Origin of the sequence: Chrysosporum bergii ANA360D (genome assembly GCF_029891735.1) — a bacterium.
Taxonomy (GTDB): Bacteria; Cyanobacteriota; Cyanobacteriia; order Cyanobacteriales; family Nostocaceae; genus Umezakia; species Umezakia bergii.
On the sequence record NZ_JANQDH010000090.1, the window covers coordinates 112,130 to 137,123 of the forward strand.

The following is a 24,994-nucleotide window of genomic DNA, read 5'->3' on the forward strand; positions in this document are numbered from 1 at the left end:
GACTAGTTTGTCAGCCATATCTCATCGCCATGGACTTGGGCGATGATACCCCCTGGAAATGGATCGGTTTGTGAACGGTTGGGTGCTGTAATTAAGTCCGTTAATTTTTCAATATGGTCAAAAGTGGGAGCATCATTTAATATCTGTTGTAATATCTGTCGCATGACGCGACGTTGCAGCGCCAGTGGTGCTTTTTTTAATACCCGACGATTTAACCTCAAGTTAGCCCAGTTTCCCTCATTCTCTAATTCCCAGTTTATGGCTTCTTGTTTCAACTGATGGGCTACTTGTTCTAAATATTCCACTTCGGCTTGTAAAAGTTCTGCTGTTTGAGCCAGGGCTGATTCCACCTTGGGGTTAAAGTTGGCTTGTAAGTATGGGATTAATTCTTGGCGAATGCGGTTGCGGGCATATTTTATATCTTGATTGGTGGAATCTTCCCAAACTGAAAGATCAAACTCTTGACAAAATTCTCCGGTTTGTTGACGAGTGATTTCTAATAAAGGGCGGATCAGTAAAATATCTCTGGTTATTGGTCTTTTCCAAGTTAGTGCTTGTAACCCATCAGCCCCAGTACCCCTGATTAAGTTGTACAACAGAGTTTCCGCGCGATCGCTTGCTGTATGTCCTGTGACGATATACTGATAATTGTTGGCTTGCGCCATGGCAATTAAAGCGTGATACCGCCAATTACGGGCTGCTGCTTCACTGTTTAATGGTTGTGTTGCTGTTTCTAAATAAAAAGATATACCCCAACTTTCTGCTAATTGTTGCACATGACGGGCATTAGCTGCCGAGTCGCTACGCCAGCGATGATCGCAATGGCCAATGCCTAAATACCATCCCCATTTTGGTTGTAAGTCTAACAGTAATTTAATTAAACATAGAGAATCTTGACCCCCAGATACCGCCACTAATAGCCTGTGATCATGGTCAAATAAGTGGCGCGAGCGAATAGTGCGATGTATTTTGGCGTGTAAGACAGTCCATACCATTGACAAATTCTATTTCTCAGAAAATAATATTTAATTTCCATCGGTTGTTTTCCCCTCCTTGTGGCAGAAAGAAGTTACCGGGAGGGCTTTTCTCCGGGTATACTTCTCCTCTAGACAGGCTAAGGGTGAATTGAGGAAATACCAGGGGTGGGATTTTATAAAAACCAACCATAGGAATGCAAACCTTTACCTAAAAGATTCACACCCAAATAGCAAATCCACACCACCACAAATCCACTAGCAGCTAAAATTGCGGGACGACGACCTTGCCAACCGCGAGTAATTCGGGCATGGAGGTAGGCTGCGAAAACTAACCAAGTAATTAACGCCCAAGTTTCTTTAGGGTCCCAACTCCAGTAAGAACCCCAGGCTTCGTTAGCCCACACTGCACCGGCAATAATGCCAATGGTAATCAGGGGAAATCCTAATCCAATAATGCGATAGCTGATATTATCTAAGGTTTCCGCCAAGCTCAGGCGCTGTGGTGACAGTGGTTCATTGGCTGGTACTATTGTGGAAGATTGACCAGTGGTGACTAGATTTAAAACAGCAGTATTACCTTTGCCATTGTGATTAGTTTCCCAGGAAGAAAAACCATTGTTTTCCATTGGCGGTGTTGCAGTCTGAGAAATTAATTTTTCTCCTTTGTGCAGGCGGTAGCCGTTGCTACGATAACCGCCATTACCCACAGAACTGCCCTGTAGTTGAATATCTTGACCGCGAGTAACAATCAGAAAAGCGATGGCCAGCAGTGAACCCACCATCAAAGCTGCATAACTTAACATCATTACACTGACGTGCATCATCAGCCAATTAGACTTGAGTGCGGGTACTAATGGTTCTGCTGATTGCATTTCTGAGGGTAGGGTGAGGGCGGCAAAGGCAGTTATACCCATGGCTACAGGTGCGGTAACAACTCCTACTAGTCGGCTCCGGCTAGTGTTCTCAGCAAATAGGTGTACTGCGGTAATACCCCAAACTAAGAAGAATAAAGATTCATAGAGATTACTGAGGGGAAAATAGCCAGCTTCTATCCATCGCGCCCCTAAAAGTGTAGCTATGCACAAGTTAGCAATGGCCATTCCCCCAGTACCCAAAGTAGCAAGGGTAGGGAGATGGGGAAAAGCTGCTCCTCCCCAATACACCAGCATTGTCAGAAATAGTACAGCAAAACTGGCATTGTCTAACCAGTTCTGGAGTGCAACCAGATTCATAAACTTTTCTCTCCCATTGATTGATTAAAATAACGATGCTGACTCTTCTGATCCTATCTGTTTAGAGACTGATCAGACACGCTCTTAATTTAGTTTCTGCATTACTGACTCAGCACTCAAGGGAGGAAAAGGTGCAACTGCTGAACTATTACTTTTTTTGAGGACTATAAAAATGTTGTAGCGAGTACTGCGATTATCGCTGACAGCAGACGTTACCCCGATGGAGCGTGTTGCATCTAGAAAAGTTTGTTGGTTAGGAAATAAACTACTAAGTGTAAAGTTTTTGACAGCCGTTTCCATGTCTAAGAAAAACTGCCCATTGCTGGGATTGGGTTCTGTGGGAACGGTTTGTTGAAATGGCAAGGTACTAGCTAGTGTTTGATCAGGTTTCGGGAGAATTTTATCTGTGATGGGAGCCCCCACTACTAAAAAAGCAATATCATCATCTAACCAACCACGGCTAGCGGTTAAAGTGTTAAAGGGGGTCATCCAGTTAACAACCTGTTGACCAGCCACCCTACTGGGTTGGATTTGAAACTGGTATTGGTTTTTCATTACCTCATCCAGCTTTTTCAAAGATGCTTCAGCTTTTCTACGTAGGCTTTTACCGTTGGATGAGTCCTTGGCTTGTACCAGGAATAACAAACCGGCCCGAAAATCCTGGGCAGAATCATTATTCCCAGTGTTGGGAATCACTGAGACAGAAAATTCACCTTGCATCCAACTGAGAAAGTCTCGATCTAAATCTAATTCAGTCAGGGACTTAACCCCACCTCGCAACTGTTCTGGTGATATGGGGGAGAGGGGATTTTTTTGTGATGTGGAAACATAGTCTTCCCACCACTGTTTTAAGTTTCCGCCAGACAGCATCATTAAGGTGTCCGCCGGTACGCGGTTTTGCATTGTCCCGGCTTTGTTTTCCACTTTCAAGAGACGCTGACTATGAGAATTACGCCAAGAAATGCCGGTTAAGCGTATTCCTTCAGGTTCCAAGGTGATAGACCCTGCTAAACCTTGATTGTTTTGCAGTTGAGCTAAAACCTGATCGGGTAAAGCACGGTTGGGAGCAGCAGCTGCTAATTTGGCGGCTATTGGTACATTGACATAAAACTGAGCAAAGGAGCGAGGGTTGAATATTTTTCGGAAATGCTCGCCAAAACCTGCCACAGTTGCCAAAGATGTTTTACCTTGATATGTATCAATTGCTCGTTCTGTGGCTTGGGGATGATCGGTAATCACTAGAAACTGTTGATCTAATAATGCGGCTGACAGCTTTTCCCCCGATGGACTATCAATTTGTTTAATGGTAATTCCCTGGTAAGTGCGATCGCTCCATTTCCCTGGTTTGAGGGTTTTGGGTGCTGTGAAGATGTTTTTAGCTGCTGCTGGGTTGTTCACTGGTAATACCATCACCATGGACTGTTGAGGGCTGGTAGCATCTTTGTTCTTTTCTGCTGGTTTGAGTGCAGGTTGAGTGGTTGATGGAGACAAAATTGCTAGGGTGACTTGATTTCCTACCCAAGGGGCGATGTCTTTCTCAAAGTCATAACCATTACTATTTAGTAAGCGATCGCGCAACTGAACTAAATTTTTATTTATTGCTGCTTGGGTTTGTTTTGTTCCCAACTTCTGTAGTTTTTGCCATTCTTGGGCATCTGTGGTTAAAGAGAGGGTAAACAGTGCATCTTGAGGAATAATATTAGCACCCACTGGCAAGCCTTGAGAGGGGGTTTGACGTTGGGTTAAAGTCCAGTATGTAGCACTTCCCCCAGCAATCAATAATCCAGCGGCCAATAGTGTTAGCAGCAGAGGGTGTTTCTTGATTTTGTTTTTGAGAACAGACACAATAGGCAGGGTCATGGAAACCTTTACCTCATCATTAGTTGAATTGAGAAGACAAGTTTTCTGGGATAGTTTCTCTTGGATAAATTCCTCTATGCCCAACAATTCGAGGGTATAACCAACTCGCAAAACCTGCAAGTTATGGGTATCCTGAGTTGCACCCTGTAGAAAACTTTAATTTCTGATTTTCTGGAATTAGGCTAAGTAGCTGGATCTTTCCCATTTTGGGAAATCAGTTTTGAGCTTCCCAAATATTTGGTTAGATAAGGGGAAAAAACTTCATATATTAAGGTTAGAGGTCTTCCATGATGCCAAAACAAGTAATGACGACCCCAAAAAGGGCCAACTACCTGAAAACCTGATTCTAGTGCTGCTGAGTAGCCGTAGTAAATTCCTTGAATATCCCGATATAATTCGGTACGAATGCGAGCTAAACTCGCCCAAATTGGTAGAGAGCGATTTTGTAAAAATTCATCTACATGACTAGCTTCCCACCATGAGGTGGCATAGCCTAATCGTTGCCCAGAAGCAGTACGTAGCCACACCTGTCGCCGCAGTCGCGGTCCTGGTACAGCTTGAATTAAATCGGGAGCATTATCTAAGTCCATGCCAATCAATGACATATCCATGACATCCACTTCTGTGGGTTCACCCGTGAGTAATTGTAAATGTCTTGTGGGGGAGCCGTCACCCAGAAGTAACAGTTGCCACGCTGGTGCTAACTGTGAGTGAGGCAAACTTGTTTGAATAACTTCCTCACCCCCTTGCCAAATCGGGGTGAGGTAATGCCATGTTGTTGGCAATGTTGAGTTGTTTGTGCTGGTAAAAGTTGCAGTCAATGTTCTTTACAAAAGTTCACCTACTTATATAAAAGCACAAAAATTTTGGCAGGGGGGGTTAAGTTGAAAATGAGAAATATAAATAATGAAAAGGCGCTGCCATAGCAGCGCTTTTCTTGTTAATCATGCGGATGGCGAGACTCGAACTCGCAAGGCAAAGCCACACGCACCTCAAGCGTGCGCGTATACCAATTCCGCCACATCCGCGTTTGTCCAGAAATAAAGCATAGCACAAAAAAATCAAGATGGTAAGAAAATATTTAAATTTAAATGGAAGTAAATACCAGTCCTGGGAGGGACGACATATGGCTGACAAAAATATAATGGCTTTACAGGTGAGATGCAAACTGCCCTGATGGCTAGTTGGGTAAAGTGAGTCCAGACTAGAAGATGCAATATTGTTACTCTAGTTAAGATGCCTCAAGGCAGGCTACCAAATCATCTCTAAACTCTGCTCAGGATAAAGCTAGAAACACTCCTGTCATAATTTCAGATCAAGCGAAAGCATGGTGGTAAATGGGATGGGAGACGATAACAATCTACTGGTACTAATATCGAAGCTAAAACATGAAGTTTGACAAAATATTAATTGCCAATCGCGGAGAAATCGCCCTTCGTATTCTCCGAGCCTGTGAAGAAATGGGAATCGCCACAGTTGCGGTTCACTCTACCGTTGACCGAAATGCTCTCCATGTCCAACTGGCTGATGAAGCCGTTTGTATTGGCGAGGCTGCCAGCAGTAAAAGTTACTTGAATATTCCTAATATTATTGCTGCTGCCCTCACCCGTAATGCCACGGCCATTCATCCTGGTTATGGATTTTTAGCTGAAAATGCCAGATTCGCAGAAATCTGTGCTGATCATGACATTGCCTTTATTGGCCCCACTCCCGAAGCCATCAGGTTGATGGGGGATAAATCCACAGCTAAAGAAACTATGCAAAAAGCTTTAGTACCAACTGTGCCTGGTAGTGATGGGTTGGTAGAGTCTGAACAGGAAGGATTGCTCATTGCCAAAGAGATGGAGTATCCGGTAATGATTAAAGCTACTGCTGGAGGTGGGGGTAGAGGAATGCGTTTAGTGCGTTCTGAAAGTGAATTTGTCAAACTTTTCTTAGCTGCTCAAGGAGAGGCCGGAGCAGCCTTTGGCAATCCCGGCGTTTATGTGGAAAAATTTATTGAATGTCCCCGCCACATTGAATTTCAGATTTTGGCAGATAATTACGGTAACGTTATCCACTTGGGTGAACGGGATTGTTCAATTCAGCGCCGCAATCAAAAGTTATTAGAAGAGGCTCCCAGTCCGGCATTAGACCCAGAACTAAGAGAAAAAATGGGACAGGCTGCCGTTCGAGCAGCTCAGTTTATCAACTTTACAGGAGCGGGTACGGTTGAGTTTCTTTTAGATAAGTCTGGTAAGTTCTATTTCATGGAAATGAACACGAGGATTCAAGTTGAGCATCCCGTCACGGAGATGATCACAGGAGTAGACCTAGTGGTTGAACAAATCCGCATTGCCCAAGGGAAAAGACTACGGTTGACCCAAGACCAAGTAATTTTGCGGGGTCACTCCATTGAATGCCGGATTAATGCTGAAGACCCGGAACATGAATTTCGCCCCTCTCCCGGACGTATTAGTGGCTATCTTCCCCCCGGTGGTCCTGGTGTGCGTATTGATTCCCATGTTTACACGGATTACCAAATCCCGCCCTATTATGATTCTCTGATTGGCAAATTAATTGTTTGGGGACCAGACCGGGCTACTGCAATTAACCGGATGAAACGCGCACTGCGAGAGTGCGCCATTACCGGACTTCCTACTACTATTGGATTTCATCAAAAAATTATGGAAAACCCAGAATTTTTGCGGGGTCATGTCTACACCAATTTTGTCCAGAAGATGAATCTTTAGGAATGGGGTAATGGGGAGTAAGAAGTGGTGGTACGTTTTTTGAACCTAGCATCACGTTCCTCTGTCTAATAGTTTAGGTGGCTTGCTCCCAGACACATTAAGTCCTATAATCTCTAATGCAAACGAGTCATCATGGTGAGTAGTCCTTGCTGACCGAGAAGAATCTCCCTAATGAGGCTGAAAATTCCTACCCAGAGAATAGGGGTAATATCTACTCCCCCTATGGGTGGTACTAATTTTCGCAATGGCACTAAAAAGGGTTCAGTTGGCCAGGCTATGAGATTAAAGGGTAAACGATTCAGGTTTACTTGCGGATACCAGGTGAGAATGATGCGGAAAATAAATAAAAATATCATCACTCCCAACACAGGTCCGAGAATCCAAACGGTCAGGTTAACGCCAGTCATCGGTTTAAGCTATTATTTGTGGACTAAGAAACAATTTAGGGAAAAGCCTGCAATTTGGCAGCTTTGTTAAGTATTCTTTCTTTAATTTAACAGGACTCAGGCAACTGGCTTCGCCAGTGCCTAAAGAAATCTGGTGGTCTGTGCAAAAACTAAACGAGAAACATGGGAAGGTCTGGACATTTAGACAAAAACCCAAGGATAAATTGAAACTCCTCAACCTTCCAACGTACTTTACACAATTTTCTAGAGGGACGTTGAGTTTTAAGATGAGAACGTCTCTACATTTCTCTATTCCCTGTTCCCTCAGAGAGCATATTAGAATTATGATGAAGTGTGTAAAAAAAGGTTTAGAACAATGACGCCTTCATTAGCAAATTTTCTTTGGAGTCTGGCTTGGGGTACTGTGATTGTAGTCATTCCCGCTACAATTGCCCTGATTTTCATTAGCCAAAAAGATAAAATTCAGCGTTACTAAGGCTGGAGAGAGTCGGTTTGACTCTGATCTACTACCGATGACCTGTCAGCTATTTCAGCTAAAAATGATTGATTTCTCATAGCTTTAGAATTTTGTCAAGGTGTTTTCGGGGGGCATTTTGCCCACCTGAACTATGCTAGTTAATATGAACCAGCTTACCTAATGGCATCAAAAGCAGAAATTACTCTCCGTAAGGACAAGGTATACTTAGCTGACAGACATCGGCTTTTTTAGCTGGATGTGCAGTTTAAATAATTTGAGTATTATATTGTGCATATTGTGTCTAATTAAAGTAGTGATTTTAATTGTGACCCGTTAACATAGATTTGATATTTGGAAAGGAACAATGATAAATTTTGGGCTGAACTCAGCCAGCGTTCTGGCTCAGGTCAATTTTGGGACTAACTCAGCCAGTATTTTAGGGATTTTCCTGGCTGTGTCTGGGGCAGCGCTGTATTTTCTCCGCACTGTGCGTCCAGAACTGTCACGAGATCAGGATATATTTTTTGCGGCAGTGGGTTTACTCTGCGGCTTTATTCTCATTTTCCAAGGATGGCGGTTAGACCCAATTTTGCAATTTAATCAACTGCTTTTGGTTGGATCGGCTGTGTTTTTTGCCGTGGAAAGTATCCGCTTGCGAGGTATAGCTACTCAACAAGCTAAACGCAACACTCCCATTGTGGATGAAGAGCGAGAAGTGAGCAGAAATTATTCTTACAATCGCAGGGGAGGATATGAGGCTGAAGTGGAGGGGGATTTAGAACCACTGCCTTATGAGGAAGAAGAACCGCCCGTCCGTCCTCGGATTCGCGGTACTAGGGATACTCGTTCTGCTTATGATGACTACTATGAGGATGAACCACCGCGCCGCCCAGAACGCCGCAGCAGTAAGGTGAGACCAGAAACCAAAGAAAGAAAGCGTCGTCCCAGTTCTGGTCCTTCTGTAGGTCGCAGTCCTGAAGGTTTTAAACCGGAAGATTGGAGTTCTTCTCCTAGGGAAGTTGATGATCGGGGGGGTCCTAGTGGAGAAGTGAGAAAATCTTCCCCTCGTGGCACAAATAGACCACCACGCCCAGATACTCGTGACCAGGATATCTCTTCTCGACCCAGAAAGCGCCGCCCACCTGCTGACTCGGCTTCCCCAAGACTAGGTGAGGATGATGATGTCATACCAACTGAATATGTGCCATATAACCCAATTGATAAGCCCAATCAGAGGCCGGATAATTCCTCTGACTTTGATGATGGTATGATTTGAGGCGATGGAAAACAATTGAGGTGAAAAGAGTTACGCCTAGATTTTGGCTCCAAAAACCAATTTATTGGAGCCTGATGCTGAGTGTTGGTAGTGTATTATTATCTTGCAGTTCTGATGAAATACCCATTGGGTCTAATTCCCTCAACACTCGCTATGCTGAGGAGCAACCAGCATTAAGTGGAAATGGTCGTTTTTTAGCGTTTGTATCTCATCGTAATGGTAGTCACCAACTGTTGGTTTATGATTTGATAGAAAAACGCTTGGTTAGAACACCAGGGTTGAATAGACCCCGAACAATTGCTGAAAGTCCGAGTTTGAGTTATAACGGGCGTTACATTGCTTATCTAACCAGTGACCAGGGTAGACCTGTGGTGGGACTTTATGATCGCGCCTCCCAAAAGTCACAAATTATAACTCCCACTTATCGCGGTTGGATCAAAAATCCTGGCATTAGCCCAGATGGACGTTATGTTGTTTTTGAAACTGCTAGCCGTGGTCAGTGGGATATTGAAGTTTTAGACCGGGGACCGAATATTGAGTTAGATATTCCTAATGGTGCGAGTGTGAGTGTCTCTCCCCCATTGCCATAGTCATAAGCTGTTACGCATTTCATGAAGTATACTCGAACTATGCCTGCACTACATATGTTGATGAAATACAGATTATTGGATTTAGCAGCACAATAGCTTATGACCATTGACTGATGAGCAAATGAGTTATAACAATATTTTTTTACCTATATTAGTTGCTGGCTTGGGCTTGTTGGGGGGCTGTGTTGGCTATCCTCGTTTAGTGAATTATTCCTTTGATCCTAGTGGTCGCAGTCTTAATAGTCCATCTGCGGAACTTAACCCCCAGACTTCCGGGAGATATATTGTTTTTACCAGCGATCGCCGGGGTAGCCAAGATGTTTATATGTTTGATACCTTAACTCGTAGTTTGGTAGATTTACCAGGTTTAAATTCTTTAGATACTATCGCCTCTCATCCTAGCGTGGCTGAAAATGGTCGCTACATTGTTTTTGTTGCTAGTCGTCAGGGACGGTCTACTATTTTGCTCTATGACCGAGAAACCAGACAATCAAGAAATTTAACTAATAACTTGCCGGCAGAAGTCCGCCACCCTAGCATTAGCGCTGATGGTCAACGGATTGCTTTTGAGTATAGTAACAATGGGCAATGGGATATTTTAGTTTATGAACAATCTGGGCAAAGGTTAAATATGCCTTAAAATTCCGGTTAGGGGCGAGAAGTGAACGCCTCAAGGCTGGTATTCTAATTTCTTCTCTCCCCATCCCCAGTGGTGACTTTCTACTTTTTATTTTCTAGTTCTTGCTGTACAGATTCGATAAGCGATCGCACTTGTTGAGTACCTTGGGAGGGTTCAAAGGATAATGGGAATTTACCCCGGATGATCATCCGCAAACCAAGGGGTGCAAGACTGAGTAATCCTTTGAGGTCGCGAAAGTAGTTACCAACTACTTGTATTCCAAATTGACGTTCATCGATCCAACCACCTTGTTTAACCAAATCTACTAATACTTTACGGTGGCGAATTGAGCGACTGTCTTGAGCTTGTTTACGTTCTAGAATTTCCTGTTTGATTTTGGTGATTTGCTGTAATGGTGCTACCTCCATGGGACAAACTGAGTCACAATAAAGACAACGGGTACAACCCCAAACCCCTTGAGTACCCTGGTTATAAGTTTCTAAGCGTTTTTCAGTTTCACTATCACGAGAGTCGGCTACCATACGATAGGCTTTAGCCAAAGCGTGGGGTCCAACAAAATCTGAATTAATTTCACGGGCATTACATTCAGAATAACAAGCACCACACATGATACAATTACCTGTCTGATCAAGACGCGATCGCTCCAGTGGCGTTTGTAAAAATTCCCTTTCTGGAACTTGTCGCGCTGCTGTACTAACATAAGGAGCTACTGCATCCAGATGATGCCAAAAACTACTCATCTCCACCACCAAATCTTTAATTACGGGCATATTACCGAGGGGAGCTACTGTAATTTCTCTAATATTATTGGCGTTATTCTCCACATCCGGGATTTGTGGTAGTCTGGCCAGTTCACTACCAACATTTTCCTTACAAGCTAAAGCTGAACGCCCATTGATTCGCATAGCACAGCTACCACAAATGGTATTGCGACAATTTTTGCGAAAAGCTAGTGTTCCATCTTGTTCCCATTTAATTCGATTCAGGCAATCTAGGATTGTATTGCCAGCATCTACCTCTAAAAGGTAAGTTTGTACAACAGGAGAAGAATTATGTTGCTGCCGAATGATCTTAAATAGAACTTCCATCATCACCAACCACAATCTAAAAATTACATCATCAGCCTGAGAAATCGTGAGTCAAAGCTGGTGGTTGCACAAATTGAGCTATACTCTGGTTAACCCCAATACCCGTCCCACTGTTAATAGGCTGATGCTCAAAGAGCAAGTGATTCTAGTTTAAGGATAACCATTCAAATTTAATTTGCAGAACTGGTATAAGTGAGATTATTGTCAAGCTCTAAAACCAAAGGCAAATAACCTAATGGTGGCGACAGCATTTAACTAACTTGTTGGGGACTAGAAGCGGGAGTAGGGTCATGGGCAAAAAACTTGCCTTGATTTTTGGTATGGCAAAGATATGCCCACTAAATTGGTTAATGTTTCTCAATAAATCTTGGTTTTAATAGTAATGGCAGCAAATGCCTAGGAAAATTCCTGATCTAGTGACAAAAGGTGAATTTTTTGTGGCTCAGTCACTGCTCAAGCTGTTGATTAACTCAGACGTGAGCATGGAGCATTTGCAAGATAGGGTAAGATTTATTCTTCCCACAGACAGACGTATATAATAGCTGTTTGGTTTTTGTCTGGTGAGAATAAACCAGCAAGAGAATCCTGTCTTGGTTTTGTCTCTAGGAAATCCAGCAAATTTAGGATTTAAACTCAGTTGTCAAAACTGGTGGTGGAGTAAATTTAGATTAATTTTTATAAAAGCTATCCTGTAATACTCTCTAAGGCAATAAACTAGAGGGAAAATACAGACAGATTTTTACCCTACCACGGTTAGATATGAAAATTAAAGTCTAGTAGGAAGTTAAATTCAAAACTAAACAATTATTTTGCTATTATTAATTCATGCTAGTATTTAATATGAAATTACGAAGTAACAAATCCAGTCCCAATAGCTGCACAAGCAGGGCTGATCCTGCTTTGTTGGTTCGTAATGTAGAGACCATAAAATTCACGTCTCTACAGGCAGGACAAAGGTGTATGTCCGTTAGAGCCTATTCAAATACTATGCTGTCCTCAGCTGGAGAGTCAGAGTAGGGAAAACCCAACAACTCAAGGGCAATAAAGGCCAGCAGTGAAAGTTGAAAGCCTACAATTTATTGAGTCTACAACTTATTTGTACTAGGACTCAAACAACTTGTGAAGGTGGCTGAAAGTTACACCGCTACAGTAGCGCCGAAAAAGAAAATCAATTGATTTTCCATGGCGAGTAATGGTTAAAAGTGCCGTAAAATCACCAAAATTAATGTTTGTGGACACCATGACCTTAAATCTGTTGTGGGTGACCATGGCATAGGTGCTTGTAGCTCAACCTATAAACAGGAATTTATCTGTCACCCTAGGGTCATGAGTAGTCAAATACTGGCATGAAACAAAATCGTTTATCAGTTTGGAGAGAGTAAGGAAAATTTGAGCGTAATGACTGAAACAGCAACCGCACCATTAACGGGAAAAGCATTGCTTGCTAAGGTAAAAGAACTGTCTAATTTACCACGCCGGGAAAGAGCCAAGCAGTGCGGCTATTACACTGTTACTAAGAATAATCAAGTACGTGTCAACCTCACAGATTTTTATGATGCTTTATTATCGGCTAGAGGAATTCCCCTCAGTCCAGAAGCACCTAAAGATGGTCGTGGTCGTGAACCGACATATCGGGTGAGTGTTCATCAAAACGGTCAAATTGTTATTGGTGCTACCTACACTAAAGCAATGAATTTAAAGCCGGGAGATGAGTTTGAAATTAGATTAGGCTATAAGCACATTCACCTAATTCAACTGGGGGAAACTGATAAAAAAGCCACTTCAGCCAATATAGATTCTGAAGACTCAGATGAGGATTTGGAAGACGAAGAGTAAATTTAAAGTCGAGGCTTTGTAATTTATTCCCACTACTTGAGTAATTTTGACATCTTTAAAAATACGATTAGATTCCTTGTAGAAGTGAGAGACTTGGAGCAAGTCTTGATTAACCAGCAAGTAATCTATCGTGTTTTTTTTGTGTCTATTTTGCTTTACATTTAGTCAACCCATAGTTAATACCCTGAAAAAATTTATGGTGATGACATTTTTTATTAGCTGGATCGGGTGTTGGTTACCCATAGCAGCGGTAATAGCAATTACATTTAATTGGCAACCAAGTAAACCTTTACAGCCTGAACAAAAATTACCTTTATTGGTGCCACTTTACCTATTAGCTCCCTTGGTTCTTTGGGGAGTTATTTGGAAATACCATCAATCTTTTTTAGATTATGGCTTGGTGGGAAATGTGGCTATGGTGAGTTCCTTTGCTCTGGGTTTTGGTTTAGGAGTAATTAGCTTAGGAATTATGTTTACTTGCCAAGTTTGGCTAGGGTGGTGCTATTTGGAAAAGTCAAATATAAAGTTGATCCCGTCAATATTGCCATCTATTTTATTAATAGCGTTGTTAGTGGGAGGGATAGAAGAGTTAGTTTTTCGTGGTTTTTTGTTAACTGAATTACAGCGTAGTTACTCGGTTTGGGTAGCAGCAGTTATTTCTAGCTTGATTTTTGCTCTTTTACACTTAGTATGGGAGCAACGGGAAACTATACCTCAACTACCAGGGTTGTGGCTGATGGGAATGATGCTGGTGTTAGCTAGAATTGCTGATGGTGGTAATTTGGGTATAGCTTGGGGACTACATTCAGGATTAGTATGGGCGATGGCTACCGTGGACACAGCCGAACTGATTACCTACACTGGTAAAATTTCCCCATGGTGGACCGGTAAAAATAAAAAACCCCTAGGCGGGGTGGTGGGAATTATTTGTGTGTTGGTAACTGGATTAATTCTGTGGTTATTGTCTGAATATTGATGTGTGATGCGATCGCGTTGGCCATGAGGGCGCGATCGCATGAATGATCCATTCTTCAGCTGATGAAATGCAGCAGGCTAATTACTGTACTGATGAGAGTATGGGTAATAGGCAGACTATCAATCACCATACCCAAACACAAAAGCATCATGTAAGAAATGGAATAAAGAAATAACTCCCTAGCCACAGTGCGATCCTGTGGTTTTTGTAACAAACGCCAAGATTTATGGATAAATAATCCTCCCAAAGTCACAGCACTGGCTGCATAGAAAAATCCACTGGAGTGGAGGGGATAAACAAGTAACAGGGTAGTGGCCACTGTAATGAGTGTGTAATACCAAATTTGCTTAACCGTTGCCGTATCACCTTCAACCACGGGTAACATAGGGATGCCCACCTTTGCATAGTCATCCCGAATCATCAGCGCCAAAGCCCAGAAGTGGGGAGGTGTCCATAAAAAGACTATGGCAAAAATTAACCAAGCTGCCCAGCTTAAAGTACCTGTAACAGCCGCCCAACCGACTAAAGCGGGAATTGCTCCAGCGGCCCCACCTATGACAATATTGTGAGTGCTATGACGTTTTAACCAGTGGGTGTAGATCAAAACATAAAAAACAATTCCGGAAAATGCCAAGCAAGCAGCTAGTAAGTTAGCAAATACTGCTAGTACAGTAAAAGACATTACTGCTAGAGTAATGGCAAAAATGAGGGCATCACGAGGCTGCACCTTACCGGAAGGGATAGGACGATGGCGAGTCCGTTCCATGTCATAGTCAATATCTCGGTCATAGATACAGTTAATGGTCTGGGCGCTGGCTGCTGCCAGAGTACCTCCGGTAAGAGTGACTAACAGCAAAAATGGATCTACTTGTCCGTGAGCGGCGATCCACATACTTCCAGCCGTCGTGATCAACAGCAACGGAATAATCCGGGGCTTTGTGAGTTGGTAGTAACTTTGGACGACTTGGAGAAATGTTTGATGGTGGCGAGAGACATTTGTCTCGATCATTTTGGCTTTTGTTCCTTATTTTGCAACAACTTTTATGTAGCCCCTGCTCATACTGAGTTGACATTAAAAATAGTTACTGAGGCCAAGGAAAACGAACCTAAATTAAGTTAGGCATTCGATCCCTTTGTTTGTGTACTTATGACATTTGCGCTTGAAGCAACAGAGAAGGCGTTGATATCACGGGACATAGCCCAGTCACGCAGTGCTAGAACTGTAAAAGCCACTAAAGTACCGAGTAACACAGCTCCGACAGTTTGATGAGAGACAGTCAGTAGCTCCACTTGAAGATGTAATCGGAAAGTGGCAACTCCCAAAAGTATTTGTAACATCAACAACCCACCAGCCATATTTGCCAGTTGCCGCAAAGCTGGATGCAGTGCTGGTGTTCGCCAGGATATGAATACCACTGCCAAGGTAGCCACAGTTGGCGGTATCAAACCAAAAATATGGCTATACATGACATTACAAAGCTGATCACCCCCAAAGCACTGGTGTAATGCCCAGCGAGATCCTACTAAAGCGCCTAATATACTTTGCAGGTAAACAAAAATTACCGCACTTAAACCCAACCAAGGCAACTTACCAACAGTTCCAGTTCCTTGATAGGGAGTGAGGGCTATGCCGATAATCAGTAAGGTAGTGAAAAACAGCAGCGCCGTTCCTAAATGGGCAGTGACGATATCAAACCTTAACAGTTCGGTGACAGTAAGTCCTCCCAAAATCCCTTGGAAGACAATTAAAAACAGAGCAAATGTGGATGCCCAAGGCAGCCAACTGGGTAAGAGGCGACGGTTCCACCAGGACAACCCGAACAGGGCGATGGCGCTTATACCAATTAACGCTGCATCCAATCTGTGAAACCACTCCAAAAAAACTTGAAGATTCATTTGTCTGGCTGGAACCAATTCACCGTAGCACAATGGCCAGTCTGGGCAAGCGAGTCCAGCATTCATCACACGGGTGGCACTGCCTATGGCCATCAAAATCAAGGTGGCTATGCACATTTTCCACACCAATCGACGAATAAATTCCTTGGGCTGTCGCTGCTGGGCGGCCGCTTCATTTTGTTGTTCTAGGACAAATTCATTCATGAACAGCACCTTCCGCCAGCTCTTGGATGAGCTGCTCTTAAAGTTTTCAAGTTTGAGTACCGATCTATCTACACCCTAACCTATGAGCTAGAGTTAAAAAGATTGGCTTGCACTTATACTTTGGATCACTCTGGCTACTTTTAGCCGTAGCTTTAGGTATTTTTTAAGCTGTGAGCAATTAAATAAGCATTAATTCGGCTAATGTTAATTTTTTCTAAAATTTTTACCCTAATTTCTACTGATTTACCTAAACTCTTGACAGTATCTAGTAAATCTCTTGTACCGAAGATTAGTAATTTAGTGAAAAAATTAATAAAAATTTCAGACTATGAGACTCCATCTTTGATTAAGTGGACTACCTTAGTAAGTGAGTAGGATATAAATAACGTAGTAAATTCATTTAAGTAAACTGTGAAAATTCCAAGCTCCATCTGGACATTACTAATTGGTGTGGTACTAACGCTATTTAGCCTTTGGTACGGTCAAAATCATGGTCTGTTGCCAACAGCAGCCACAGACGAAGCCGTTTTAGTGGATGGTTTGTTTAACACGATGATGATCGTTTCTACAGGTATATTCCTACTTGTTGAAGGTGTTTTGATTTATTCTGTAATCAAATACCGTCGGCGGGCGGGTGATAACGAAGATGGTCCACCAATTGAGGGCAATGTTCCTTTAGAAATTCTCTGGACAGCAATTCCAGCTATTATCGTTCTGGGTATTTCTGTTTATAGCTTTGAAGTGTACAACGAAATCGGCGGCTTTAATCCCCATTCTGTTCATGAAGCCCCCATTAGTCAAGAATCTATGCCAGGATCGGCAATAGCGGCAACTTTAAGCGGTATACCGCCAGGCACAGGCTCTAACGGAAATGAAGAAAATTTTGATCAGGTGATGGAAAACCCAGCTACAGAGGAAATTCCTCCAAGGCGCAATGCTCCCGGCGTGGGTAGTGTTGCTCCCACCATTGGAGGTAGTCCGGAAAAAGCAGGTTTACCACCAGAATTACGGGTTAATGTCACTGGTCTACAATATGCGTGGCTTTTCACCTATCCTGATACGGGCATTACTACAGGTGAGCTACACGTTCCAGTAGGTCGAGAAGTACAAATTGACATGACAGCCAATGATGTCATCCATGCTTTCTGGGTTCCAGAGTTTCGCTTAAAACAAGATGCTATCCCCGGTAGACAAAGCGAAATTCGTTTTACACCCAAATTAGTTGGTAGTTATGACATCATTTGTGCTGAACTTTGCGGACCTTACCACGGGGTCATGAGAAGCCAAGTAGTGGTGGAAACCCAAGCAGCCTATGACGCTTGGGTGCAGGAACAATTAGTGGCGAGCAGCGAAACTCTCAAACAAGCTGTTGCTCTTAACCCTGGGGATTTGTCTCCAGATGAATTTCTCTCTCCCTACACTAAAGATATGGGGATTGAACCAGAAATGATCCATCAAGTTCACCAGCTACACAAGTTTAGTCAGTGAATGGTCTGATAACTGATAACTAACTCTTATGACACAAGCTCAGTTGCAAGAAACTGTCCATCTCCCGCCTCATGTGGAAGAACCAGAAGAAAGACATTGGCGAGACTTTTTCGGTTTCAGCACCGACCATAAGGTAATTGGAATTCAATACTTAGTCACTTCTTTTGTTTTCTACTGCATTGGCGGAGTAATGGCTGATTTGGTGCGTACCGAACTACGTACCCCAGAAGTAGATTTTGTTACTCCCGAAGTTTACAATAGTTTATTCACCCTGCACGCCACAATTATGATTTTCTTGTGGATTGTGCCTGCAGGGGCAGGATTTGCTAACTATCTCATTCCTTTGATGATTGGGGCTAGGGATATGGCATTTCCTCGGTTGAATGCTGTAGCATTTTGGATGATTCCCCCGGCTGGTGTGTTGCTCATTGCTAGTTTAGTTTTGGGGGATGCTCCTGATGCTGGCTGGACTTCCTACCCGCCCTTGAGCTTGGTAACAGGTGAATTGGGGGAAGCTATTTGGATTATGAGTATCCTGCTGCTGGGTACATCGTCAATTTTGGGAGCGATTAACTTTATAGTCACTCTGCTCAAAATGCGTGTCCCTAGTATGGGAGTTCATCAAATGCCTTTGTTTTGTTGGTCGATGTTGGCAACTTCGGCTCTGGTTCTGATATCTACACCAGTACTAGCAGGGGCGCTGATTCTCTTGGCTTTTGACTTATTGGCAGGGACAACATTTTTTAACCCCACAGGGGGGGGCGACCCGGTGGTTTACCAGCATATGTTCTGGTTTTACTCCCACCCGGCGGTATATATCATGATTTTGCCTTTCTTTGGCGCAATTTCTGAAATTTTGCCGGTTCATGCCCGCAAGCCGATTTTTGGTTATAAGGCTATTGCCTATTCTTCTTTGGCTATCAGTTTTTTAGGGCTAATCGTCTGGGCGCATCATATGTTTACTAGTGGTGTTCCCGGTTGGTTACGAATGTTTTTTATGATCACTACCATGATCATTGCTGTACCGACTGGAATTAAAATTTTTGGTTGGTTAGCAACTATTTGGGGAGGCAAAATTGCTCTCAATAGTCCCATGATTTTTGCTATGGGCTTTTTGGGTACTTTCGTGATTGGTGGGATCAGTGGTGTGATGTTGGCGGCAGTTCCCTTTGATATTCACGTTCATGATACTTATTTTGTAGTGGCACACCTGCACTACGTTTTGTTTGGTGGTAGCGTTTTAGGAATTTTTGCTGCTATCTACCACTGGTTCCCGAAAATGACGGGACGAATGATGAACGAATTTTGGGGCAAGGTTCATGCTGTTTTAACTATAGTGGGTCTGAATATGAGTTTCTTACCCATGCACAAGCTGGGGCTAATGGGGATGAATCGCCGTATTGCCGAATATGACCCCAAATTCGCTTCCTTGAATGAAATCTGCACCTACGGGTCTTATATTCTGGCTATTTCCACACTACCCTTTATTATCAATGCTGTTTGGAGTTGGTGGTATGGGCAAAAAGCCGGTGATAATCCTTGGCGGGGACTCACTCTGGAATGGATGACTAGTTCTCCACCAGCAATTGAGAATTTTGCGCAACTCCCAGTCTTGGCTACTGGCCCCTATGATTATGGCGTGGGTGAGAAGAAAGTGGATACTCAGGCGGTGTTAAGTCTCGAACCTGATGAACCATACCCAACTATTGAGTCTGGTGTTTAAAAAAAAAGGGATTAGGGATCTGATTCTCAATCCCCGTTACTTTACTTTTTTCAAGATTAATGGAAAGTCAAACAATTGACCCAGCGAAAACTGAATTAAATCATCACTACACAGCACCTGATGCTCATCACGAAGAACATCCAGATTATCGGCTGTTTGGGCTGGTGGTGTTTCTCATCGCTGAAGGAATGATTTTTCTGGGGATGTTCGGAGCTTATTTAGCTTTTCGTTCTACTTTATCGGTGTGGCCTCCTGAAGGAACCCCAGAATTGGAACTGTTACTACCCGGAGTTAATACTGTCAATCTGATTGCTAGTAGTTTCGTCATGCACAATGCTGATACCGCTATCAAACAGAATGATGCCAAGGGGATGCGGATTTGGTTGGCAATTACTGCGGTGATGGGTGCTATTTTCTTGGTGGGTCAGGTTTATGAATATGCCCATCTGGAATTTGGCTTAACTACTAATTTGTTTGCCAGTGCATTTTATGTTTTAACTGGCTTTCACGGTCTGCACGTTACTATTGGTGTGTTGGCTATTTTGGCTGTATTGTGGCGATCGCGGGTTCCCGGTCACTACAGTAGTGAAAGGCATTTTGGTATCGAAGCTGCGGAAATCTATTGGCATTTTGTTGATGTAATTTGGATTATTTTGTTCGGGCTACTGTATTTACTGTGAGTATACATTTTTAGTTATGCACTCACCCGAGTCAGTTAAATAGCCTCCCAATGGGGGCTTTTTTCATGAATTTTGCTGATAAATTAAAGACCTTTCTTTGTCATCTTGAATAAATCCCTGAAGATGTATTAGGCTAGGCGAGAACTGATGCCTAATCAGTGGGTGAGAATTAAACGCGCTTTAGGTCCTGACCAAATTTACCTTCACCTACTTGCATCTGTAATACGGAAAAGCCCCACAAGCTTGATTTCTGGAAACCAGTTCCCTTACCTTGACAGGTAAGCAATTTCTACGGAGGAAGTCAGTATGTTGAAGCATCTTTTCAAGGGTAGCTCTGTTTTAGTATTGGCTTTTTGGTGCAATTCTCCAAATGTTGACTCTGCCATCAAAACCACCAGTGGCTAGGGTTTGCCCATCAGGACTAAAAGCGATGGCGTTTACCCAGTCTGAATGTGGCATAAGTGTATTTATTAACTCACCATTGGTTAAATTCCACAATTTAACTCCATCCCTGCCGGCACTGGCTAAAATTTGCCCCTGGGCGTTGATGGCGATGCCGTTAATCCAGTTATTGTGTCCGGTGAGGGTGCGGACTGGTTGGCTAGAGTTGAGATGCCAAATTTTAATTGTGCGATCGCCGCTAGCGGTGATCAAGTTTAACCCGTCTGGGGTAAAGGCTAGGGTGGTAACTATCTGGGAATGTCCGGTAAATTCACGGTTTAATTTACCGCTTTTTAAGTCCCACAGTTTGATTACGCCTTTGTTATCACCACTAGCTAAAGTTTGACCATCGGGGCTTATTGCTATTGTATGTATCGAATTATCAAACTGTACTAAGGTGTCCAGGGGACGCTGCTGTAATAAATCCCATATGCGAATACCGTCTAAAGCACCACTTACCAAAACTCGACTATCGGGAGATACAGCTAAGGACATGACATTACTGCTATGTCCCACAAAGGAGCGGGTAAAGCGATTATTTTTCAGGTTCCAAAGATTAATTGTCTTATCACTGCTACAGCTAATTAAGGTTTGACCGTCTGGGGAAATGACCAAAGACTTCACCCCAGTTGTGTGGGCTTTCCTGATTTGCCCTACTGTTTTACCGGTGATGGGATTCCACAATCTGATTATGCCGTCATTTTCAGCCCCACCACTGACTAACAGTTGACTGTCGGGACTAAAGGCTAAAGATTTAACTTTTCCTCTATGTCCTAGGAGCGAGTGGAGTAGTTGGGGATTGGTAATTGTGGTTTTAAATTGAGAGTTGGGTGTAAATTCAACAGCAGCATGGGCAGTATGAATATTCAACCCTTGCCAGACTGTTACTGGAAGAGCGATCGCTGCCATAAATGCCGTAATTATATACGGGTGGAGTACAGAATGATCTCTACTTTTTTCCTTACTCCTCACTATTTTTCCTCACTTTCAAAATAGTTACGCCCATTTAATTTACCGATTTATATGTTTATCGGCGTGGTTTTTTCTTAGAAACAGTCAAAATTGGCAGAGGAGGGGTAGATGATTGGGAAGGCAAGTAATGTTGTACTACTGGCTCATCTACTACGGGTTGGCGTTGCTGGATGCGCCATAATTTAAAGGCTAGGCTAATCCCTGCTATCCCTAAACCCACTGCAAATAATGACCAACTGTCATCAAGTCCTCCAATCAGCGCATCCACCAATCCTACGGTCATCAATACGCTGATTATTGGGTCTCTTCTGTAGGCTGACTTTAAAAAACGAGGTAATACAGCATTCATCACAGATTGGTTGATCTAGGTTACCTTAATGTATAACTTTATCGAGAATACCTCACACATTAACTGCCATTTTGACAAGATATGACAAGTTGTGGCGGGAATTTTTCTATTAGGTATTGATACTGTCAAAACCAGCTAGTGGTTCCAGCTGGTTCCAACATCTCTAATTACTAGCTTACAACTTCAAGCTTGATACCTTTTGCTAGCACTATTTCAAGCCTAGCCATGATAGCACACCTTGGTTGGTGACGTACTCAATTACCACCATCAATAAAAAACCAATCATTGCTGCTCGACCGTTTAACCGTTCGGCATATTCATTAAAACCAAATTTTGGATTTTCTAGTTTAGGTGTAATTGTAGGTTGTAGTTGTGCCATTTTGCAAAAACCTCTCTTTGGTAAACGGGATTTAAAACAGTGAACAGGTGGCGTTAATAAGTAGACTGAAACCAACTGGCTAGAGAAATGGAAGGGCGTAATTCCCAAGGGGTGCTACAATGCCAGCATCTCTTACAGAATCCCCTACAGTTTCTCCACAGAAAACCATACAAACGTGCTAACAATTTGTAATTATTCTTTATATATTTTAATATATTATAAAAATTTTGGGGTCATAGTCAAGGTTTGTAGTTTTATGCTTGGGCTATAGGGGTGGAGAAGGTTAGGTTAGTAGTTAGCTATCCCTAATACGGAAGTGTGGGACGGAGCAGGCTAAAGTTAAACAAAAAATCATTAGAGGCGGAATATGGAAATCGGCGTTCCTAGGGAGTCTAAGGATCAGGAGTTTCGGGTAGGGTTGAGTCCTTCTAGTGTGCGGGTACTGCGAGAGAATGGTCATGTTATTTTTATTGAAACGAGAGCCGGAGAAGGTGCTGGATTTACGGATGCAGACTATGAAGATGCAGGGGCAGAAATTGTTGCCACAGCAGAAGCTTCTTGGAATAGGGAGTTAGTAGTCAAAGTCAAAGAGCCTTTAAATGATGAGTATAAGTTCTTGCAGAAAGGGCAGATTTTGTTTACTTATCTGCATTTGGCGGCTGATCGAAGCTTGACTGAGCATTTAATTGATTGTGGCACTTGTGCGATCGCCTACGAAACCGTGGAACAACTCGGTGCTAACAAACTACCACTGCTGAGTCCCATGAGCATTATTGCTGGTCGGCTAGCAGTACAATTTGGAGCCAGATTTTTAGAACGCCAGCAGGGTGGTAGAGGAGTTTTGTTAGGCGGTGTCCCCGGAGTTAAACCCGGAAAAGTAGTAATTTTAGGCGGTGGCGTTGTGGGTACAGAAGCAGCTAAAATCGCCGTAGGCATGGGTGCTGGTGTGCAAATTTTAGATGTAAATATCGAGCGCTTATCTTACTTAGAAACTCTATTTGGTTCTAGAGTGGAATTACTTTACAGTAACTCTGCTCATATCGAAGCAGCTGTTAAAGAAGCTGATTTACTCATTGGTGCTGTTTTAGTCCCAGGGCGTAGAGCGCCCATATTAGTATCCCGTCAATTTGTCCAACAAATGCATCCCGGTTCAGTAATTGTAGATGTTGCAGTTGATCAAGGCGGTTGTGTGGAAACTCTACACGTCACATCACACACTCATCCTGTGTATGTAGAAGAAGGTGTAGTCCATTATGGTGTTCCCAATATGCCGGGTGCAGTACCTTGGACAGCAACTCAAGCCCTTAATAACAGCACATTACCTTATGTGATGCAGTTAGCTAATTTAGGCACCAAGGCACTACAGGTTAACCCATCCTTAGCCAAGGGCTTAAATGTCCACAATCATCGTTTAGTACATCCGGCTGTACAAGAGGTTTTCCCTGATTTAATCTGTTAATATATCTCATCATTTACGTTACGTCCACAGCTACACCAACAAAGCCTGCTTAGGCAGGCTAAATATTTTTTTTGTAGTTAATTTATAGCTTTTTTTTAGTAACGGACATGACTATGATACAATTATTTAGTGTCATTAGGTGATGTTAGCAAAGATTCCCCATGAAACTTGTAGGTTCGCAAATACCAAAACAAATAGAACTACCTCTAAAATTAGTGAATCCTGAAAATAAGTTCACTTTTGTAGACTTGTTTGCTGGTATTGGTGGATTTAGAATTGCCTTAGAAAAATTAGGTGGTCAATGCCTAGGATATTCGGAAATAGACAAACAAGCGATTAAAGTTTATAAACAAAATTTTATTAGCTACTTAAATAAAGATGAAATTGAATTAGGGGATATTACCAAAATTAGTGAGCTTCCACCTAATGCTGATATTATAGTTGGTGGTGTCCCCTGTCAACCTTGGTCAGTGGCAGGTTGTTTAAAAGGTTTTGAAGATCCGAGAGGTAAATTATGGTTTGACGTGATTCGAGTAGTTAATAAAAATCAACCAAGGGGATTTATTTTTGAAAATGTGAGTGGATTAGCCAGCCCTAAGAATAAAGATAAATTAGAATGTATTTTACAAGAGTTTCAAAATATAGGATACTGCGTTAAATGGAAAACATTAAATGCCTATGATTTTGGTTTACCTCAAAATAGAGATAGAGTTTTTATTGTGGGGATTAGGAATAATATAGAAAAATGCCAAGAATATAAATTTCCTCAACCTTTAAATATTCATCCGAAAGTTTTAGATATTTTGGATGAACTTAAAAATATTCAAGTTATTGAAAAAGTTAAGTTAGACCCATACACCTTATTTAAAGGCATGGTTCCACCATCAAGAACTAGATTTCAAAAAAATGATGAGTTAAATGACTTCTTTATTTTTTCAGATTTAAGAAATGGACATACAACTATTCATTCTTGGGACATTATTCCCACTAGCGACCGAGAAAAAATGATTTGTTTAACTCTTCTAAAACATAGAAGAAGTAAGAAATATGGTGATAAAGATGGTAATCCTTTGTCTTTTATTCATTTTCAAGAACAAATACCTGATATACAGGTCAGTGAATTAAATCAATTGGTAAAAAAATCAATATTCCGTTTAACTCCTGACGATAAGTATGAGTTTGTCAACTCTAACAGGACTTACGCAACTGGCACAGGCGATCGCTAGAATATAGTATTATTGTACTACAATAAATAACATAACTGGCACAATCAGTCTCGGTGCGGCGGAAGCGTCGCGCCGAGACTAAACTCCAGTAAAAAGCCAATTTTGC

The 24,994-nt window shown here is 42.4% G+C and carries 24 protein-coding genes and 1 tRNA gene; 13 read left to right on the forward strand and 12 right to left on the reverse strand.

Annotated elements, in window-relative coordinates; all coding sequences use genetic code 11:
* Window positions 1–2: 2 nt before the first annotated feature.
* The 5 genes from tilS to NWP17_RS13635 form a co-directional block, all read right to left on the reverse strand.
* The gene (tilS, locus tag NWP17_RS13615) at window positions 3–995 is read right to left on the reverse strand and encodes a tRNA lysidine(34) synthetase TilS (RefSeq protein WP_280655430.1); all 993 of its coding nucleotides are present in this window, start codon (window positions 993–995) and stop codon (window positions 3–5) included.
* Between the two features lie 155 nt (window positions 996–1,150).
* On the reverse strand, window positions 1,151–2,209 hold the full coding sequence (ccsB, locus tag NWP17_RS13620; protein ID WP_280655431.1) for a c-type cytochrome biogenesis protein CcsB: 1,059 nt from the start codon (window positions 2,207–2,209) through the stop codon (window positions 1,151–1,153).
* Window positions 2,210–2,293: 84 nt separating this feature from the next.
* Window positions 2,294–4,069, reverse strand: a complete 1,776-nt coding sequence (locus tag NWP17_RS13625) for a DUF3352 domain-containing protein (RefSeq protein ID WP_280655432.1) — start codon at window positions 4,067–4,069, stop codon at window positions 2,294–2,296.
* Window positions 4,070–4,251: 182 nt separating this feature from the next.
* Complete coding sequence (locus tag NWP17_RS13630) at window positions 4,252–4,890, reverse strand: chorismate lyase (protein ID WP_280655433.1); 639 nt, start codon at window positions 4,888–4,890, stop codon at window positions 4,252–4,254.
* Window positions 4,891–5,016: 126 nt separating this feature from the next.
* Window positions 5,017–5,097: transfer RNA gene (locus NWP17_RS13635), tRNA-Leu, on the reverse strand.
* A 360-nt stretch (window positions 5,098–5,457) separates the two neighbouring features.
* Here NWP17_RS13635 and accC point away from each other — a divergent pair.
* A complete protein-coding gene (accC, locus tag NWP17_RS13640) occupies window positions 5,458–6,801 on the forward strand; it encodes an acetyl-CoA carboxylase biotin carboxylase subunit (protein ID WP_280655434.1) in 1,344 nt (447 codons plus the stop codon).
* A 113-nt stretch (window positions 6,802–6,914) separates the two neighbouring features.
* Here accC and NWP17_RS13645 read toward each other — a convergent pair whose 3' ends face one another.
* Window positions 6,915–7,208 carry a YggT family protein gene (locus tag NWP17_RS13645; protein ID WP_280655435.1) on the reverse strand — a complete coding sequence of 98 codons (294 nt, stop codon included), beginning with the start codon at window positions 7,206–7,208 and terminating at the stop codon, window positions 6,915–6,917.
* A gap of 355 nt (window positions 7,209–7,563) precedes the next feature.
* On the opposite strand from NWP17_RS13645, the gene psbX reads away from it, so the two are divergent.
* The 4 genes from psbX (at window position 7,564) to NWP17_RS13665 (ending at window position 10,171) form a co-directional block, all read left to right on the forward strand.
* A complete protein-coding gene (gene psbX, locus NWP17_RS13650; protein ID WP_280655436.1) occupies window positions 7,564–7,683 on the forward strand; it encodes a photosystem II reaction center X protein in 120 nt (39 codons plus the stop codon).
* 346 nt (window positions 7,684–8,029) lie between these two features.
* Window positions 8,030–8,941, forward strand: a complete 912-nt coding sequence (locus NWP17_RS13655; RefSeq protein ID WP_280655437.1) for a Ycf66 family protein — start codon at window positions 8,030–8,032, stop codon at window positions 8,939–8,941.
* A gap of 74 nt (window positions 8,942–9,015) precedes the next feature.
* Window positions 9,016–9,531 carry a TolB family protein gene (locus tag NWP17_RS13660; protein ID WP_425332665.1) on the forward strand — a complete coding sequence of 172 codons (516 nt, stop codon included), beginning with the start codon at window positions 9,016–9,018 and terminating at the stop codon, window positions 9,529–9,531.
* Window positions 9,532–9,652: 121 nt separating this feature from the next.
* Window positions 9,653–10,171: a TolB family protein gene (locus tag NWP17_RS13665; RefSeq protein WP_280655439.1), complete on the forward strand. Its 519-nt coding sequence runs from the start codon at window positions 9,653–9,655 to the stop codon at window positions 10,169–10,171.
* An 80-nt stretch (window positions 10,172–10,251) separates the two neighbouring features.
* On the opposite strand, the gene NWP17_RS13670 is transcribed toward NWP17_RS13665, so the two are convergent.
* Complete coding sequence (locus NWP17_RS13670) at window positions 10,252–11,259, reverse strand: succinate dehydrogenase/fumarate reductase iron-sulfur subunit (RefSeq protein ID WP_280655459.1); 1,008 nt, start codon at window positions 11,257–11,259, stop codon at window positions 10,252–10,254.
* A gap of 392 nt (window positions 11,260–11,651) precedes the next feature.
* On the opposite strand from NWP17_RS13670, the gene NWP17_RS13675 reads away from it, so the two are divergent.
* From NWP17_RS13675 to NWP17_RS13685, 3 genes are all read left to right on the forward strand, one after another.
* Window positions 11,652–11,798 carry a hypothetical protein gene (locus NWP17_RS13675; protein WP_280655440.1) on the forward strand — a complete coding sequence of 49 codons (147 nt, stop codon included), beginning with the start codon at window positions 11,652–11,654 and terminating at the stop codon, window positions 11,796–11,798.
* Window positions 11,799–12,657: 859 nt separating this feature from the next.
* A complete protein-coding gene (locus NWP17_RS13680) occupies window positions 12,658–13,095 on the forward strand; it encodes an AbrB family transcriptional regulator (RefSeq protein WP_280655441.1) in 438 nt (145 codons plus the stop codon).
* 196 nt (window positions 13,096–13,291) lie between these two features.
* Window positions 13,292–14,071: a CPBP family intramembrane glutamic endopeptidase gene (locus NWP17_RS13685; protein ID WP_280655442.1), complete on the forward strand. Its 780-nt coding sequence runs from the start codon at window positions 13,292–13,294 to the stop codon at window positions 14,069–14,071.
* A 55-nt stretch (window positions 14,072–14,126) separates the two neighbouring features.
* On the opposite strand, the gene NWP17_RS13690 is transcribed toward NWP17_RS13685, so the two are convergent.
* Window positions 14,127–15,080 carry a heme o synthase gene (locus tag NWP17_RS13690; protein ID WP_280655443.1) on the reverse strand — a complete coding sequence of 318 codons (954 nt, stop codon included), beginning with the start codon at window positions 15,078–15,080 and terminating at the stop codon, window positions 14,127–14,129.
* A gap of 107 nt (window positions 15,081–15,187) precedes the next feature.
* Entirely contained in the window at window positions 15,188–16,171 is a 984-nt protein-coding gene (locus tag NWP17_RS13695; protein ID WP_280655444.1) for a COX15/CtaA family protein, read from the reverse strand.
* Window positions 16,172–16,582: 411 nt separating this feature from the next.
* Between NWP17_RS13695 and NWP17_RS13700 the strand changes: the two genes are divergently transcribed.
* The 3 genes from NWP17_RS13700 to NWP17_RS13710 are packed head-to-tail and all read left to right on the forward strand — an operon-like array spanning window position 16,583 to window position 20,062.
* Window positions 16,583–17,659: a cytochrome c oxidase subunit II gene (locus tag NWP17_RS13700; protein ID WP_280655445.1), complete on the forward strand. Its 1,077-nt coding sequence runs from the start codon at window positions 16,583–16,585 to the stop codon at window positions 17,657–17,659.
* 28 nt (window positions 17,660–17,687) lie between these two features.
* On the forward strand, window positions 17,688–19,382 hold the full coding sequence (ctaD, locus tag NWP17_RS13705; RefSeq protein ID WP_280655446.1) for a cytochrome c oxidase subunit I: 1,695 nt from the start codon (window positions 17,688–17,690) through the stop codon (window positions 19,380–19,382).
* A 59-nt stretch (window positions 19,383–19,441) separates the two neighbouring features.
* Window positions 19,442–20,062, forward strand: a complete 621-nt coding sequence (locus NWP17_RS13710; RefSeq protein ID WP_280655447.1) for a cytochrome c oxidase subunit 3 — start codon at window positions 19,442–19,444, stop codon at window positions 20,060–20,062.
* A 339-nt stretch (window positions 20,063–20,401) separates the two neighbouring features.
* Here the strand turns inward: NWP17_RS13710 and NWP17_RS13715 are convergent, their stop codons facing one another.
* The 3 genes from NWP17_RS13715 to NWP17_RS13725 form a co-directional block, all read right to left on the reverse strand.
* Entirely contained in the window at window positions 20,402–21,475 is a 1,074-nt protein-coding gene (locus NWP17_RS13715; protein ID WP_425332666.1) for a WD40 repeat domain-containing protein, read from the reverse strand.
* A 55-nt stretch (window positions 21,476–21,530) separates the two neighbouring features.
* Window positions 21,531–21,824: a hypothetical protein gene (locus NWP17_RS13720; protein WP_280655448.1), complete on the reverse strand. Its 294-nt coding sequence runs from the start codon at window positions 21,822–21,824 to the stop codon at window positions 21,531–21,533.
* 208 nt (window positions 21,825–22,032) lie between these two features.
* A complete protein-coding gene (locus tag NWP17_RS13725; protein WP_280655449.1) occupies window positions 22,033–22,203 on the reverse strand; it encodes a chlorophyll a/b-binding protein in 171 nt (56 codons plus the stop codon).
* 367 nt (window positions 22,204–22,570) lie between these two features.
* Between NWP17_RS13725 and ald the strand changes: the two genes are divergently transcribed.
* Window positions 22,571–23,662 (forward strand): alanine dehydrogenase, encoded by a 1,092-nt coding sequence (gene ald / locus NWP17_RS13730; protein ID WP_280655450.1) that lies wholly within the window; start codon window positions 22,571–22,573, stop codon window positions 23,660–23,662.
* Window positions 23,663–23,823: 161 nt separating this feature from the next.
* The gene (locus NWP17_RS13735) at window positions 23,824–24,888 is read left to right on the forward strand and encodes a DNA cytosine methyltransferase (protein WP_280655451.1); all 1,065 of its coding nucleotides are present in this window, start codon (window positions 23,824–23,826) and stop codon (window positions 24,886–24,888) included.
* The last annotated feature ends 106 nt before the right edge of the window (window positions 24,889–24,994 follow it).

Bases quoted from the DNA above. Each gene is read 5' to 3' on its own strand.
- NWP17_RS13655 (WP_280655437.1), top strand. From the start codon at position 8,030: ATGATAAATTTTGGGCTGAACTCAGCCAGCGTTCTGGCTCAGGTCAAT.
- psbX (WP_280655436.1), top strand. From the start codon at position 7,564: ATGACGCCTTCATTAGCAAATTTTCTTTGGAGTCTGGCTTGGGGTACT.
- NWP17_RS13625 (WP_280655432.1), bottom strand. From the start codon at position 4,069: ATGACCCTGCCTATTGTGTCTGTTCTCAAAAACAAAATCAAGAAACAC.
- NWP17_RS13645 (WP_280655435.1), bottom strand. From the start codon at position 7,208: ATGACTGGCGTTAACCTGACCGTTTGGATTCTCGGACCTGTGTTGGGA.
- NWP17_RS13685 (WP_280655442.1), top strand. From the start codon at position 13,292: ATGGTGATGACATTTTTTATTAGCTGGATCGGGTGTTGGTTACCCATA.
- NWP17_RS13695 (WP_280655444.1), bottom strand. From the start codon at position 16,171: ATGAATGAATTTGTCCTAGAACAACAAAATGAAGCGGCCGCCCAGCAG.
- accC (WP_280655434.1), top strand. From the start codon at position 5,458: ATGAAGTTTGACAAAATATTAATTGCCAATCGCGGAGAAATCGCCCTT.
- NWP17_RS13720 (WP_280655448.1), bottom strand. From the start codon at position 21,824: ATGAATGCTGTATTACCTCGTTTTTTAAAGTCAGCCTACAGAAGAGAC.
- NWP17_RS13735 (WP_280655451.1), top strand. From the start codon at position 23,824: ATGAAACTTGTAGGTTCGCAAATACCAAAACAAATAGAACTACCTCTA.
- NWP17_RS13670 (WP_280655459.1), bottom strand. From the start codon at position 11,259: ATGGAAGTTCTATTTAAGATCATTCGGCAGCAACATAATTCTTCTCCT.
- NWP17_RS13680 (WP_280655441.1), top strand. From the start codon at position 12,658: ATGACTGAAACAGCAACCGCACCATTAACGGGAAAAGCATTGCTTGCT.
- NWP17_RS13665 (WP_280655439.1), top strand. From the start codon at position 9,653: ATGAGTTATAACAATATTTTTTTACCTATATTAGTTGCTGGCTTGGGC.
- NWP17_RS13675 (WP_280655440.1), top strand. From the start codon at position 11,652: ATGCCTAGGAAAATTCCTGATCTAGTGACAAAAGGTGAATTTTTTGTG.
- ctaD (WP_280655446.1), top strand. From the start codon at position 17,688: ATGACACAAGCTCAGTTGCAAGAAACTGTCCATCTCCCGCCTCATGTG.
- tilS (WP_280655430.1), bottom strand. From the start codon at position 995: ATGGTATGGACTGTCTTACACGCCAAAATACATCGCACTATTCGCTCG.
- NWP17_RS13690 (WP_280655443.1), bottom strand. From the start codon at position 15,080: ATGATCGAGACAAATGTCTCTCGCCACCATCAAACATTTCTCCAAGTC.
- ccsB (WP_280655431.1), bottom strand. From the start codon at position 2,209: ATGAATCTGGTTGCACTCCAGAACTGGTTAGACAATGCCAGTTTTGCT.
- NWP17_RS13660 (WP_425332665.1), top strand. From the start codon at position 9,016: ATGCTGAGTGTTGGTAGTGTATTATTATCTTGCAGTTCTGATGAAATA.
- NWP17_RS13725 (WP_280655449.1), bottom strand. From the start codon at position 22,203: ATGGCACAACTACAACCTACAATTACACCTAAACTAGAAAATCCAAAA.
- NWP17_RS13710 (WP_280655447.1), top strand. From the start codon at position 19,442: ATGGAAAGTCAAACAATTGACCCAGCGAAAACTGAATTAAATCATCAC.
- ald (WP_280655450.1), top strand. From the start codon at position 22,571: ATGGAAATCGGCGTTCCTAGGGAGTCTAAGGATCAGGAGTTTCGGGTA.